The organism is Niallia sp. RD1 (assembly GCF_024219955.1).
GTDB lineage: Bacteria > Bacillota > Bacilli > Bacillales > Cytobacillaceae > Niallia > Niallia alba.
Window position 1 is genome coordinate 383,108 of the sequence record NZ_CP100420.1, and the last position, 15,202, is coordinate 398,309.

The window sequence follows — 15,202 nt, forward strand, 5'->3', positions numbered from 1 at the left end:
GTGCGTTTTGCGGGCTTTCTTGCGATTTTCACACCTTTACTTGCGACTTCTCCACCCTTATTTGCGATTTTCGCACTTTTACTTGCGACTTTCGCACCCTTACTTGCAACTTCTCCACCTTTACTTGCGACTTCCTCACCTTTACTTGCGACTTTCCCTCTTTTACTTGCATTCTAATCCAATCTCCAAGCCCCCGCCCCCATCCAAATAAAAAAGTCTACCGTTTTCCAAAAGGAAAAGGTAGACCCCTAACTACTATATATTATAAATTTGCGCCATGGCAATTTTTATATTTTTTTCCGCTGCCACAGAAGCATGGTGCATTACGTCCGATGTCTAGTTGCTTAACTGCTGGTTTTTTCTTTGGTTTCTTGTCACCGCCTTCTTCTTTTGGGTTTACTGCTTGGCCTTTTGCCACTTCTTCCCTTTCCAGATTATTGCGGATTTCTGCTTTCATGATATATTTTGCAACGTCTTCTTCAATGGCAATAACCATTGCTTCAAACATAGCAAATCCTTCTGATTGATATTCACGAAGCGGATCGATTTGTCCATATGCACGAAGATGGATACCTTGGCGTAATTGATCCATTTGGTCGATATGGTCAATCCACTTACTATCAACTGCACGAAGAACAATAACTTTTTCAAATTCGCGCATTTGTTCAGGCGAAAGCTTCTCTTCTTTTTCATCATAGCTTTGTAATACTTTCGTGAAAATGAATTCAACGATTTCATCACTTTCTTTTCCACGAAGATCCGCTACACTTACATCACCTTCGTTAAGAAGATTTCCATTTACATAATCCACGATAGCCTGTAAATCCCAGCTTTCTCTGTCTGCATTATCTGGAGTATGTGCTTGGACATTTCTCTCTAATGATGATTTAATCATCTTTTCCACAATAGAGCGCAAGTTTTCAGAAGTTAATACTTCATTACGCTGTGAGTAGATGATTTCACGTTGCTGACGAAGAACATCATCATACTGTAGTAATTGCTTACGTGAATCGAAGTTATTTCCTTCTACACGTTTTTGTGCAGATTCTACAGCACGGGATACCATTTTACTTTGGATAGGCTGGGAATCATCCATACCCAGTCTCGCCATCATATTTTTCATATTGTCTGAACCGAAACGGCGCATCAATTCATCTTCCATGGATAGATAGAATTGTGTTACCCCTGGATCTCCTTGACGACCAGAACGACCACGAAGCTGGTTATCAATACGTCTACTTTCATGACGCTCTGTACCGATAACTGATAGACCGCCTAATTCTTTAACACCTTCGCCAAGTTTAATATCTGTACCACGACCAGCCATATTTGTTGCAATGGTCACAGAACCTTGTTCCCCGGCAGTTGCAATGATTTCCGCTTCTCTTTCATGGTTTTTCGCATTCAAGACATTATGCGGAATTCCCTTTTTCGTTAAATACTTCGAGATGATTTCAGACGTTTCAATTGCAACAGTACCAACAAGTACTGGTTGTCCGTTTTTGTGACGCTCTGCAATATCTTCCACGACTGCTCTAAATTTCCCGTCCATTGATGCATAGATTAAATCTGGACGATCATCACGAACGATATCACGGTTTGTTGGAATAACAACAACGTTCATATTATAAATATTGCGGAATTCCTCTTCTTCCGTTTTTGCTGTACCAGTCATCCCTGCAAGTTTTTCATACATACGGAAATAGTTTTGGAATGTGATCGTTGCAAGCGTCATGCTTTCATTTTGAATTTCTAAGTTTTCTTTCGCTTCAATTGCTTGATGCAAGCCATCACTATAGCGGCGGCCTTTCATTAAACGGCCTGTAAATTGGTCAACAATGACAATCTCGCCATCTTGAACCACATAGTCTATATCCTTGTGCATACTAGCATGAGCTTTTAATGCTTGGGTAATATGATGGTTAATCGCAACATTGGAAACGTCAAATAGGTTTTCGATTTGGAAAACACGCTCTGCTTTTGACATACCTTCTTCTGTTAATTGAACACCTTTTGTTTTTTCATCATAGGTATAATCTTTTTCTGGCTTTAGGCTGCTAACAAAAATGTTAGCACGAACATAAAGCTGTGTTGATTTTTGTGCAGAACCAGAAATGATAAGTGGAGTACGAGCTTCATCAATTAAGATGGAATCGACTTCATCGATTACTGCATAATACAATGGTTTTTGTACCTTTTGCTCGTGATAAAGAACCATGTTATCACGCAAATAATCAAAACCAAATTCATTATTTGTTCCGTATGTGATATCGGCACTATAAGCTGCTTGCTTATCCTCTCTAGAAAGACCATTTAAGTTAAGTCCGACTGTTAATCCAAGGAAATTATATAATTGACCCATTTCTGCGGCATCACGAGTAGCAAGATATTCGTTGACTGTTACAACGTGAACTCCTTTACCAGATAGGGCATTTAAGTAAACAGGCATTGTTGCCGTTAATGTTTTACCTTCCCCTGTTTTCATCTCGGAAATATTTCCATCATGAAGGGATGCTCCCCCCATTAGCTGTACATGATATGGATAAAGTCCAAGTACACGCTTGGCAGCTTCTCTCACTACTGCAAAGGCTTCTACCAATAAGTCATCTAATGTTTCCCCTTTTTGGAAACGCGCTTTAAATTCTTCTGTTTTTCCTTTTAATTGCTCGTCCGATAATGCTGCAGTTTCATCTGCAAGCAATTCAATCTTATCAGCAATTTTTGCTAATTTCTTAATATCGCGTTTGTTTTGATCAAATACTTTATTTAAAATTCCAAGCATTAAAAAACGCTCCTTTTTCTATTATAATGAGAAATCGTAGTAGATATTGGGAAGATTATCTCTTTTTCATTAAAAGCAGATGAAAATTAATTGTCTTCTTTGTTAACATATCCGTGATTTCATCGAAAAAAATCAATTTTTTAGTTAATTACCTTTAATTATATCGCATACTATATATTATAGAAGAAAAATGATGGCTAAATACCCATTTTTCTTTAAAATGAAACTAGTATCATCTATACATCTTACCATTTCCACAATAGCGTGACAACTTATACCTTGACAGAACAATGGATTCTATCAAGACACACAAAAAAACTCCCTATCAATTTAGGAAGTTTTTTACGATAATCACTTCTGTTTTTTCATATACTCAAGTACTTCTAAATCGATGAGTCCTGTTGGTTGCTCTCGTTCTTCAAAGTTTTCGGTATGAATATATGTTTTTAGCGCTGTTGATACGTCTGTTGTATTTTCGTTTAGATAGTTTAATCTTTGTAAGTGTGTCGTTAGTTCTTCTTGCGTCTTTCCTTCTATCGAAATAATATTCTCTGGCTTTGATGGGGCGAAATAGAGTTGCTGTAATTGATAGATGCGTGCAAGTTCTTTGATTGGCTCCTCGTGATCTTCTACCCGCAAGTCAACATAGCGATCATTAAAACCACCATATCCTCCACTTTCTTTTACAACAAGCAGCGCTGCTGATTGCTGCCCTCTACTATCACCACCAGCGTCCTGTCCTGCTTGCAATGCTGCAAGTAGCCGTTCTGCTAGTTTCCCTTCTGTTTTTTGAAAAATATCCGCCATTGCCTGTACTGTATTTTCATCAACAAGAATATTTCCCTGTGCTGCAAAATGAGGACCTGTTACCCCTCCAGCCCAGTTATAACATTCCTTTCCCGTAAAAGTTGCAGCATTCCCATTTGCATCAATAAAGCCAACCTGTCTTTGCTCTCTTCCTGGGTCTTTGTCTAATAGTGTATGCAAGGCTTCTTCTGCTGATTTTCCTTCTTCCATTAAACGCAAGCCTTCTGGACCAAAGGACGTATTTGCATAAGATTGCGTCGCAACGGCTCCCACTCCTGCTTTTGCCCAAGGAACAACTGCACCAACGCCAAGAAATTTAGACTGGACAGCAATGCCCCATTCTTTTTCCTGTGGATCATAGCCAATAATCGAAAATGTCATTGCCTAACCTCCTTCTCCATTTAAGCCAAGAAAATAGCCCCATACATAAGGGAACCTGCTATCACATAAGCAGGATGAACTTTTACTTTTTCTAGTAAAAGTAAGCTTACGACGCCTATGAAAACTGTCTGGTAAATTCCGATTCCATCATACGAATTCTGAAAAAAACTAATCGTCATCATTGCTAGTAAAACCGCTATCACTGGTCGAACTAAGTTTGTCAGTAAATTTACTTTAGGTGAATCTTTAAATTTCATTAAAAGACGAAGCAAGGCAATCATGAGTAACAAGGATGGAGCAACCGTCGCAAAGACACCAATAAAGGCTCCAATTACACCACCTTCTTGAAATCCGATGTAGCCTGCCATTTTTGTTGCAATTGGTCCAGGCAATGCATTTCCCATTGCCAGCATTTCACTAAATTCATTTTCCGTAACCCAGCCATACCGGTCGTCTACTTCTTTTTCCACTAAAGGAATGGAAGCGGGTCCTCCTCCATAGCCAAGTATCCCAGGAAGAAAAAATGCCCAAAAGATGTGCCAGTAAATCATGAAGCCTTCACCTCTTTTACTTCCTGCTTCTCCTGCTTACTAAGAAGGGAAACAACAATAACAACTCCAATTACAATCGCTGGATGGATATTAAGAAGAACTAAAAGGATAAGACTTGCTATCAGTAATCCAATCGTTAGCTTCACACCAAAATGAGCATTTACTTTTTTTAGAAAATCTACTGTTAATACCGCTAGCATTACCCCAACTACGGGAACAACTGCCTTGGCCATTCCTAATACCCAAGGCTTATCTTTAAAGGAATTTAAAAAGGTTAAAAGAACAATCATTAATAAAATCGTCGGAACAACGGATGCGATAATGGCATTTAACATTCCGAGGACTCCTTTTACTTGCCAACCAATATACCCGGCCATCTTTGTCGCAATCGGTCCAGGCAAAGCATTCCCTAATGCTAAAACATCAGAAAACTCGTCATCTGTCATCCATTTATATTTATCGACTACTTCATTTTTTACAAGGGGAATAGAAGATGGACCACCGCCATATCCTAGTATCCCAACTCGGAAAAATGCAAGAAATAGATGCCAATGTGTCATAAAATCAACAACCTTTCCGAAGTCTTACCAGGAAGCAATCGCTCCATCTGTTCTTGATTCTGTCCCGCCAATTAATACCCCCGTCTCTTCATCTCGCCAAATAATCTGTCCTCTGCCAAAGTGCCCATACTCCGTCGCGGTTTGAATCTCATGTCCACGTCTTGCAAGTGCTTGGGCAAGATAGTTTGGAAAATGAGGTTCTACGAGAATTTTCTTTCCTTCCAACCACTGCCATCTTGGTGCATCTAATGCCGCTTGTGGGTTCAAATGGAAATCAATTGTATTGGTGACAACCTGGAAATGTCCTTGTGGCTGCATATAACCACCCATAACCCCAAAAGGTCCGACTGGTTTATTATTTTTCGTAAGGAAACCTGGAATAATCGTATGATACGTTCTTTTTCCTGGTTTTAATGCATTGGGATGAGTGGGATCTAGTGAAAAATCATGCCCGCGGTTTTGCAAGCCAATTCCTGTTTCTGGAATAACAATTCCCGAACCAAAGCCCATGTAATTACTTTGAATATACGAAATCATATTTCCTTCTTCATCTGCTGCGGCTAAGTAAACCGTTCCTCCTTTTGGAGGGGATAATGGTTCTGGAGTAATGGCATGCTCGCCGATTTTTTCTCTTCTTAAAGCCGCGTATTCTTCGCTTAATAGTTCACTTACTGTATGAGGCATTTCTTTCTCTTCCGTAATAAATGCTTTTCCATCTGTAAATGCAAGCTTCATTGCTTCGATATGCTTGTGGTATGTATGTACCGAATCCTTCTCTGTTAAATCAAAGCCTTTAGCAATATTTAATGCCATTAAAGCAACTAACCCTTGACCATTTGGTGGAATTTCCCAAACGTCATAACCTTTATAAGAAACGGATATTGGTTCTACCCATTCTGGATAAAAACGAGCTAAATCGTCTTTATGAAGATAGCCATTATGATCTTCCATAAACTGCGAAATTTTTTCTGCCAATTCTCCTCGATAAAAGCTCTCCGCATTTGTTTCTGCAATAGAACGCAAGGTAGAAGCATGACCTTCTGATGACCAAACCTCGCCAATTTTTGGCGCTCTGCCATTCGGTGCAAAGGTATCGAACCAAGGTTTATATTCTTCTCCTTGAAACTTCTCTTTAAAACGATTGTACGCAAGATCCCAATACTTCCCTAAAGTCGGGCTAACTGGATAACCTTCTTCAGCCAGACGAATAGCCGGTGCCAACGTTTCACTCAAAGGTAACTTTCCAAACTTTTCTGAAAGTGCAGCCCATGCAGATGGAACTCCTGGTACAGTAACGGGGATAACGCCATGGGTTGGCATCTTCTCTAACCCTTTTTCTTTTAAATCGTCAATAGAAATAGAACTTGGTGCCGGGCCGCTCGCATTTAATCCGTGCAACTTGTCTTTTACCCATACAAGGGCAAACGCGTCGCCGCCGATTCCATTCGATGTTGGCTCCACTACTGTTAAGGCTGCTGCTGTTGCAATAGCCGCATCAATCGCATTCCCACCCTTCTGCAAAATTTCAAGACCAGCTTGAGCAGCTAAAGGCTGGGAAGTAGCGACCATTCCCTTTTTGGCAAATACAGTGTTACGTTGGGATGGATAAGGATGATACAAGTAATCTAGTTTCATATTAATTCAATTCCTTTCCGACATAATGACAGGCTACGAAGTGATTCGCCTCTGCTTCTTTCCACTCTGGTTTCGATTGTTTGCATAAGTCAGTCGCAATCGGACAGCGTGTATGGAACGGGCACCCAGATGGCGGGTTAGCAGGATTAGGGATCTCTCCTTTTAAGCGAATACGTTCACCCTTTCCTCCCATTTTAGGTCGCGGAATCGAGGATAACAATGCTTTTGTGTAAGGATGAAGGGGATTTTCATATAATTTTTCCGAGGAAGCAAGTTCCACCGTATTCCCTAAATACATAACTAAAACTCGATCACAAAAATAGCGAACTACCCCTAGATCATGAGAGATAAACAGATATGTTAATTGATATTTATCTTTTAATCCCTTCATTAATTTTAATACTTGTGCTTGAACAGAAACGTCTAAAGCAGAAACTGCTTCATCACAAATAATCAAAGAAGGATTAAGAGCAATTGCACGCGCAATCCCAATACGTTGACGCTGCCCGCCACTAAATTCATGGGGATAGCGATCATAATGTTCTTCCTTTAAACCGACCTCTTGTAAAAGTTCTACTACCCTTTGTTTTCTATCTTCTTTTGATAGATTGGTATGAATAACAAATGCCTCTTCTAATGCATTGCCAATTTTTTGGCGCGGATTTAAGGAAGCATATGGATCTTGGAAGATCATCTGCATATCTTTTTTGATTGCTTTTCGTTCTTTACTCGAAAGTGCCTGTGTATCTTGGCTTTGGAAATACACCTTTCCATCGGTTATTTCTTCTAATCCAAGAATCGTTCGGCCAAGCGTCGATTTCCCACAGCCAGATTCTCCAACAACACCAACACTTTCTCCCTCAAAAACTTCTAAACTAACATTTTCGACAGCCTTTACATTGCCTTGAACTCTTTGCAATAAGCCACCTTTAATAGGAAAATACTTCTTAACCCCTTCTAATTTAAGAAGGGATGGTTTCTCGATCGTCTGCATGTATTTCCACCTCCTCCTGCAACCAGCATTTTACGCGATGAGCGGAATGCAGCTCATATTCTTTCGGGGAATCTGCTTTACATCTATCTGTCGCAAATGGACAGCGCGGATGAAAGCGACATCCACTGATTTCTTCATTTAAGTTAGGCAATGAACCTGGAATTGCTTCAAGTTCAAAAGATGGATCATCAATATCAGGTACAGAGTTTAGAAGGCCTCTTGTATAAGGATGCTGCGGATTGGTAAAGATACTTTCCACATCGCCTTCCTCCACCTTTTCCCCGGCATACATAACCATTACTCGATCCGCTATTTCCGCAACTACTCCCATATCATGGGTAACCATAATAACACCCATGCCAAGCTGGTTCTTTAAATCATCCATTAAATCCAATATTTGTGCTTGAATTGTTACATCTAGCGCAGTAGTTGGTTCATCAGCAATCAATAATTGCGGACGGCATGACAGGGCAATAGCAATCATAACCCGTTGTCTCATCCCGCCACTTAATTCATGTGGGTATTGCTTCATTCTTTTTTCAGGATAGGGAATTCCAACTTGTGTTAATAATTCAATTCCTTTCGCATGTGCCTTTTGCTTCGATAATTGTTGATGAAGCATTAGCGGCTCTCTTAGCTGATATCCGATTGTTAAAACCGGATTTAGAGCCGTCATCGGTTCTTGGAAAATCATCGAGATGTCGCGACCTCTGATAGAACGCAGTCGTTCCTTCGGGAGTTTTGACAAATCGGTGCCATTCAAATTAATCGAAGACTCTTTGCTAATATAGCCATTACTCGGAAGAAGCCCCATAAGTGAAAGGGAGGTAATACTTTTCCCACAACCGGATTCTCCGACAATGCATAATGTTTCTCCCTTATCTAAGTCAAAAGAAATTCCTCGTACAGCTGATAGTTCCCCATCAGCTGTACGAAAATTTGTCCGTAAGTCTTTTACAGATAATAGCTTCTTCTCCATTTTTAATCCCTACTCTCTGTAAACTTTATATAGTGACCAAGTTCCTGTTGGATCAATCTCTAATCCTTTAACAGATTTATCATAAGCAAGTGTTACTACTCCATGGTTCATAACAATGGCTGGTGCGTCTTTTACAAGAAATTCATTCGCTTCTTTTAGTTTCGCTGCACGCACATCTTGGTCTACACTTTCACGACTTTCTTCTACTAATTTATCAAATGTTTCATTGCTATATTTCACCTTGTTAGAGGATTCTACATTATCAGAATGGAAATTTGGATATAATAATTCACTTCCATCTGCTGTTGAATTGGACCAGCTTAAGAAACTCAACTCATAATCTCCAGTCCGGGTTGCATCAAGATATGTTCCCCATTCCATTGTTTCAATTTTGATTTTAAAGCCTGCTTCTTGCAATTGAGATTGGCTGATTTCTGCCATTTTCATATAGTTCGCTCTGTTCGCAACTAGTAATGTATACTCTTTGTCACCAAAGCCATTTTTCTCTACTAATTCTTTTGCTTTTTCTAGGTTATATTCATAACCAACGTCATTGCTTGCCTCATCATAGCCGAATACTTTTGGCCCAATAACACTATTACCAGCAACCCCTAAACCGTTAAGTTGTTTCACATAAGCATCACGATTCAATGCATATGCTACTGCTTGTCGAAATTCTAAATTGTTCATCGGTTCCTTTTGCATGTTAAATCCAAACCAGTAAACAGGTGTTCCTTCTTTTTTCGTTATTTCTACATTTTTAAGCCCTTCTACACGAGACAATTGCTCTGTTGGAATTGCGTCAATAAATTGAACATCTCCTGATTGCAGCATGGAAATTGCTGTTGTTACTTCTGGCACTACTTTAAAAGTAATTTTGTCTAGTTTTGCTTCCCCTTGCCAATAATCAGGATATTTTTCTAATACAACAGATTCTCCTGGTGTCCAGCTAACAAATTTAAATGGACCAGTACCTACAGGATTTTTCATTAAATCGCCGTTTTTATCTGCCTCTGGGCTAACAATTGCTGCATTAGAATGAGAAAGTGCTGCAAGTAATGCACCATATGCATACTTTGTTTTAATTTCTACTGTGTATTCATCTTGTACATTGACAGATTCAATTGGTTCAAGCAATGAAGCACGTGGTGCAGCAGTTGCAGGATCGCGGAATTTATCAAATGTATACTTTACTGCTTCCGCATTAAATGGTGTACCGTCTTGGAACGTAATTCCTTCTTTTAACTTGATTACCCATGTTAATTCATCAGGATTTTCATAGGATTCCGCTAAAAGTGGTTCAATTTCCATTGTTTCTGAATTACGCGTGAACAATGTTTCGTATACTTGCTCATTGACAGAGGCAGAAACAGAGTCATTTGTTAAAATGGGCGATAGTCCTACTACATCTGAAGTTGATGCATACGTTATTTCCTGGGTAACATTTCCTCCGTTTGATCCTCCACTAGAACTTTTCGAACAGCCTGCTGCAACAAGCAGTAATAATGCTAACATAGCAAAAACTAACTTCTTCATAAATAACTCCCCTTCATTATATGTATTTGTTATTGATTAACTTTCATATTTGGATCGAGCGCATCTCTTAATCCGTCTCCTAAGACATTAAAAGCAAATACTGTTAGCATAATGGCAATACCAGGAATAATCGTCATATGTGGGGATGTCCACATATACGCCTGTCCTTGAGAAATCATTGCTCCCCATTCAGGTGTTGGTGGCTGCGCTCCTAATCCTAAATAACTAAGAGAAGCTGTCGAAAGAATTGCGGTCGCCATACGCATGGTGGCGAACACGATAATTGGTGCTGTACAGTTTGGCAAAATATGCTTAAACATAATGCGAATATCGCTTGCTCCAAGAGATTTCATTGCCAGCATATATTCTTGTTTTTTTACAGATAAAACAGAGCCTCTGACTATTCTGGCACAAGAAGGAATCGACCAGATACTGATAGCAATCGCTACATTTACTAAGCTCGTTCCAAGAACGGCAATGATAAGCATTGCAAGCAATATACCTGGAAAAGCAAATAGTAAGTCTACGATTCTCATAATAATTCCGTCTAATTTACGATAATAGCCTGCCAACAAGCCTAGCGTAATGCCGCCTACTAATCCAAGCGTAACGGCTATACTACCAACTACTAAGGAGATTCTTGCCCCATAAGCTATTCTGCTCCACATATCACGACCATAATTATCAGTCCCAAGCCAGTGTCCTTCAGAGAACATCGGTAATTCTGTCGCTTCAAGATTTTGACGTGCAGGGTCATAGCTTGTGATTAACGGTGCCGTTATAGCGATTGCTACTTGCAATATAATAAGAATCAGTCCAACAACGGCCAAACGATTTCGAATCAACTTTTTCCAAGTAGATAATAGAAACGAATCTTTCTTTGCCTTCTTTACAATGGGTGACACTTGCGGGTTTGTTACTGTTTCCATCGACTTCCTCCTTTCTTAATTGTCATAGCTAATTCTCGGATCTACAAAGACGTAAATAATATCAACGATTAAATTCACTAAAACAAAAAGGGAAGCTACCAATAATACGGAGCCTTGCACCATCGGAAAATCTCTTGATGCAATCGCATTAATCATTAATCTCCCAACACCATTTATTGCAAAAACCTGTTCGGTAATAATCGTTCCCCCTAATAATCCTCCAAAGTTAACGCCAATTACGGTAATGACAGGAATCATTGCATTTTTCATTGCATGGACGCCAATAATTGATTTTTCCTTCACTCCTTTGGCCCTCGCCGTTCGGACATAATCCGCTTGAATCACTTCCAACATCGAGGAACGACTCATCCTAGCAATCATCGCAGCTGAGCCCGTTCCTAATGTAATAGCAGGAAGAATTAATTGCTGCATTCCCTCAATTGTCCAAAACGGAGCATCCAATCCTCCAACCGGCAGCATCTGTAAGTTGACGGCGAATACGAGAATCAAGATAGAACCTAGCCAGAAGTTAGGGATCGATATCCCGCCTAATGAAAATACAGTACTGAATACATCTAGCCATGAATTTTGTTTAAGTGCTGAGATAATACCAGCTACTAATCCAATCACAACCGCAACAATGATACTTGCAATTGCTAAATTCAGTGTATTCGGAAATCTTAGCGCAATCGCTTCTGACACAGACTGTTTCGTTTGATAGGAATAACCCAGGTCACCCTGTAATACATTTTTTAAATAGTCCCAATACTGAACAAGAAAAGGCTTATTCAAACCTAAACTTTCTTGAATGGCGGCGATATCAGAATCAGTTGCCGTTGGTCCTGCTATAATCGAAGCTGGATCACCTGGTGCCATGTGCATACTAGCAAAAACTAAGAAAGATATTCCAATAAGTAATAATACGAGCTGAAATAGCCTTCTAATAATCATCGAGATCAACCGTCTCACCTTCCCCCTCTTTGCAAAATAACCAATATTAACTTTCAAAAGTAAACTAAATCCTTTCATTTAATTAACAAACGAAAGCAAATAATTAATATTCATGATTATAAGACAGTTACAAAAAGAATTCTAGTGATTTTTCTAAAAAAATTAATAATTTTATATATTCGATATTTACAGAAAACAAGAAAACCCTTTCGCTTCTCTAATATTTATTTTATCGAAATAGTAATATGTTTTTCACAAAGTTAGCGACTTTGAAAAAAGGAGAGTTTCTATAGATTACGGGGATTGGATTCAGTTAATAATCATACATTTTCGGGTATTTTTATACTATCTTTATTCTCTTATAGTAATTTATATGGATGGATTCGTTCTGATTGGTAGGAATGTTAAACGGTGAATACTATTTCAAAAAAGTAAATTTCCTTATATTTTTAGTTAGAGAATTTTTAAAAGTAATTTATAAATTTTCTTGGGGGAATTGGTTGGGGTTTCTATATCCTTACAATTAATCTGAATTTTATAATGATGTGATCAGAAGGTTGATTGGAGAGCGAGGTATGAAATTCCTACAGTGAAAATCAAATGTTTAAAATAGAGTTCACCTATGTAAAGGAAGTTGAAGAAGAAATAAAAACCTAAACGATTATACGAAATTATTAATTTAAAGAAAGAAGGTTTGTGGTAATCATCCGCAGACTGAAGAACCTTAATGGTGGTGAAGCACCTGTTGTGTTGTTCAATGCTTCTAGAGAACCAATTACTTTTTTTCATATAAATCATTAAAATCAAGTTATTCCTTTTAAAAGAGGTCACGCAAAATCAAATTTCTTTAATTATTACGGAGCAAATTCAATTTGCCCAGTAAACAATAGGAAAATAAAGATTATCCAAAATATAAACAAAGACGAGGACAGTATTAAAGCTATAACAGGAATTAGCTTTTTCTCTGTCTTCATCAATAGTGCAATTATAGATAGCAGGATACCAGCTCCCGTAAGAAAAAATGTTGTATAATCCCCAACCACGCTCCCGATATTTGCTATTCTTGTCGGTGTGACAAAAACAATGAAAACGCAAATAATGCCAATACCAGAAGAATAAGCGCAAAAGGGGCACAGAGCAGTTTTCTCTGTTACCAAGAGTAAGCGATAAGAATAAAAATGTACATTCCTTAAACTGTCTGAAGTTACGCCGCCCTTAGCTTGGCAATTACATCTATTCTGCTTTTTCTTTTTGGCTGTTTTCGTAAAGTTTGTTGCTATTACCAGCAGCCTTCTTTTTTTATAGGACCCACTAAGAACATAAAAAAATACAAAACAAAAGATAAAATAGTAAATTTGATCTTTTGTTTTGTATTATTGTCAAATTTTCAAGCCATTTCTGCTTTTAAATCTTCTTAAAAGGATATGGCTTTCCACTCTTGTGATTCCTTCTAAAGAATAGAGCTCGTTGTTGGTAAAGCTTTCTAGTGCTTCGAAGTCTTCGACTAGGACGTGCATATGTAAAGTGCTTGGACCTGTCATTTGATAGCAGCTTGCTACAACTGGATTTTCCGCTAGCGTTTGCGCTACTTGAATAAGAGAAGCTGGCTCGCAGTCGACTTCAAAAAAGGCGGAAACTGTCTTGCCTACTTTTTCAGAATTGATAACAGCGCTGAATTTCTCTATGACTCCATTTTCGATAAGTTGGCTGACCCTCTCTCTTATTGCTACTCGTGATAAATTTAGTTCTTTTCCAATCTCTACATAAGATAGTCTGCCATTTGCTGTAAGTAAATCTAATATTCGTTTATCTGTTTCATCTAACTTCATTTAACCACCACGCATCTTCTGTTTTAAATTATGTTTCATTATAGCTTGTAGATTAGAAATTAGGAAGTATTTTTTAGAATTTTCAAAATTTCACAGATAGATACAAAAGTGTTTGAAAAATTTAGTAGGGTTGTCTATTGACTTATTTGAGGTTGGAGAAAGTATGAAAATGAAGGAAATAACTCTAGGTTTCAAATCTATCCTAGTCTTATTTTTTGCTAACAAAGGCAGCTTATTATTAGTCCAAACTTTGCCTATTATATAGGTTTTTAAATAATAAAAAGCCTGCAGCTTGTCTAGACTGCAGGCTTTTTATTATTGTGCTTCGATTAAGCCGTATTTTCCGTCTTTTCGTTTATAGACGATATTAGTGTTGTTTGTTTCTGCGTCTGTGTAGACGAAGAAGTTATGGCCTAAAAGGTCCATTTGTAGGATTGCTTCTTCGCTATCCATTGGTTTTAAATTGAAGCGTTTTTGACGGACAATCTCTAGATCCTGTTCTTCTTCCTCTGTATTTGGCGCACTCTCGTAAGAACCAAATAGTTCGTTAAGATTTCCTTTTTCTCTATGCTTACGATTTACTTTTGTTTTATGTTTTCTTATTTGTCTTTCTAATTTATCAGAGATTAAATCAATGGCTGCATACATATCCATGTGGTCTTCTTCTGCACGTAACAGCAACTGGGACATTGGAATTGTAACCTCGACCTTAGAAGTTTTGTCATTATACGTTTTTAAGTTCACATTCACTTGTGCATCTGGTGTTTCAGAAAAATATCTTTCTAATTTTGATATTTTCTTTTCTACATACTCTCTAATTGCTGGAGTTACCTCAATGTTTTCTCCTCTAATGTTGAAGTTCATAAGTTACTCCTCCTTTATAATTTCCAGTGCAAGTCTTATTTTTTCCTAACGATAAATGAAAATATACCATATAAGAAATCATTTTGACTATACAATATATTTCTAGCATACCCTCTCAAAATCCTGCTAAAACGAGAATGAATTTCGACAAATTTGTGAACTTTTTTCAAAAATGAACTACTAGTGAGTATTCCTAGGAAAATTATTCTAAGAAATTTTTTATGTCAGAAAATGTTTCAAATTGATTAGTAGAGGTTATATATACAGCATAATTAAAACGTATAGTTCGATACGAAAAAAAGAAGTAGCCGGTTTACTAGTAAAAGAACTAGTTCTTTGAAAAAAATTAGATAGGCAAAGAAGGATGCATTCCTAGTATTTTCCCTATCAAAAGTTAAGTCTAT

At 38.1% G+C, this 15,202-nt stretch carries 13 protein-coding genes; all 13 read right to left on the reverse strand.

Annotation, left to right across the window (positions count from 1 at the left end; translation table 11 throughout):
• Positions 1–262: 262 nt before the first annotated feature.
• Positions 263–2,782 (reverse strand): preprotein translocase subunit SecA, encoded by a 2,520-nt coding sequence (secA, locus tag NKG37_RS01925; protein ID WP_169189120.1) that lies wholly within the window; start codon positions 2,780–2,782, stop codon positions 263–265.
• Positions 2,783–3,133: 351 nt separating this feature from the next.
• Complete coding sequence (locus tag NKG37_RS01930) at positions 3,134–3,970, reverse strand: DUF1028 domain-containing protein (protein WP_101729329.1); 837 nt, start codon at positions 3,968–3,970, stop codon at positions 3,134–3,136.
• A gap of 20 nt (positions 3,971–3,990) precedes the next feature.
• Complete coding sequence (locus NKG37_RS01935) at positions 3,991–4,521, reverse strand: chromate transporter (RefSeq protein WP_169189121.1); 531 nt, start codon at positions 4,519–4,521, stop codon at positions 3,991–3,993.
• Positions 4,518–5,081, reverse strand: a complete 564-nt coding sequence (locus NKG37_RS01940; protein ID WP_101729330.1) for a chromate transporter — start codon at positions 5,079–5,081, stop codon at positions 4,518–4,520. The genes NKG37_RS01935 and NKG37_RS01940 overlap by 4 nt, the downstream gene beginning before the upstream one ends.
• A gap of 24 nt (positions 5,082–5,105) precedes the next feature.
• A complete protein-coding gene (locus NKG37_RS01945) occupies positions 5,106–6,716 on the reverse strand; it encodes a gamma-glutamyltransferase family protein (protein ID WP_101729331.1) in 1,611 nt (536 codons plus the stop codon).
• Between the two features lies 1 nt (position 6,717).
• On the reverse strand, positions 6,718–7,710 hold the full coding sequence (locus NKG37_RS01950; protein WP_016203456.1) for an ABC transporter ATP-binding protein: 993 nt from the start codon (positions 7,708–7,710) through the stop codon (positions 6,718–6,720).
• Positions 7,679–8,689, reverse strand: a complete 1,011-nt coding sequence (locus tag NKG37_RS01955) for an ABC transporter ATP-binding protein (RefSeq protein WP_254415702.1) — start codon at positions 8,687–8,689, stop codon at positions 7,679–7,681. The genes NKG37_RS01950 and NKG37_RS01955 overlap by 32 nt, the downstream gene beginning before the upstream one ends.
• Positions 8,690–8,698: 9 nt before the next feature.
• Complete coding sequence (locus NKG37_RS01960) at positions 8,699–10,225, reverse strand: glutathione ABC transporter substrate-binding protein (RefSeq protein ID WP_101729333.1); 1,527 nt, start codon at positions 10,223–10,225, stop codon at positions 8,699–8,701.
• 29 nt (positions 10,226–10,254) lie between these two features.
• Positions 10,255–11,154, reverse strand: a complete 900-nt coding sequence (locus NKG37_RS01965) for an ABC transporter permease (RefSeq protein WP_254415703.1) — start codon at positions 11,152–11,154, stop codon at positions 10,255–10,257.
• Positions 11,155–11,169: 15 nt separating this feature from the next.
• Positions 11,170–12,114, reverse strand: coding sequence for a nickel ABC transporter permease (gene nikB / locus NKG37_RS01970; RefSeq protein WP_040343527.1), 945 nt, complete (start codon positions 12,112–12,114; stop codon positions 11,170–11,172).
• A gap of 845 nt (positions 12,115–12,959) precedes the next feature.
• Positions 12,960–13,262 carry a hypothetical protein gene (locus NKG37_RS01975; protein WP_254415704.1) on the reverse strand — a complete coding sequence of 101 codons (303 nt, stop codon included), beginning with the start codon at positions 13,260–13,262 and terminating at the stop codon, positions 12,960–12,962.
• Positions 13,263–13,484: 222 nt separating this feature from the next.
• On the reverse strand, positions 13,485–13,934 hold the full coding sequence (locus NKG37_RS01980) for an Lrp/AsnC family transcriptional regulator (RefSeq protein ID WP_016203461.1): 450 nt from the start codon (positions 13,932–13,934) through the stop codon (positions 13,485–13,487).
• 315 nt (positions 13,935–14,249) lie between these two features.
• Positions 14,250–14,798 (reverse strand): ribosome hibernation-promoting factor, HPF/YfiA family, encoded by a 549-nt coding sequence (gene raiA / locus NKG37_RS01985; protein WP_016203462.1) that lies wholly within the window; start codon positions 14,796–14,798, stop codon positions 14,250–14,252.
• Between the last annotated feature and the right edge of the window lie 404 nt (positions 14,799–15,202).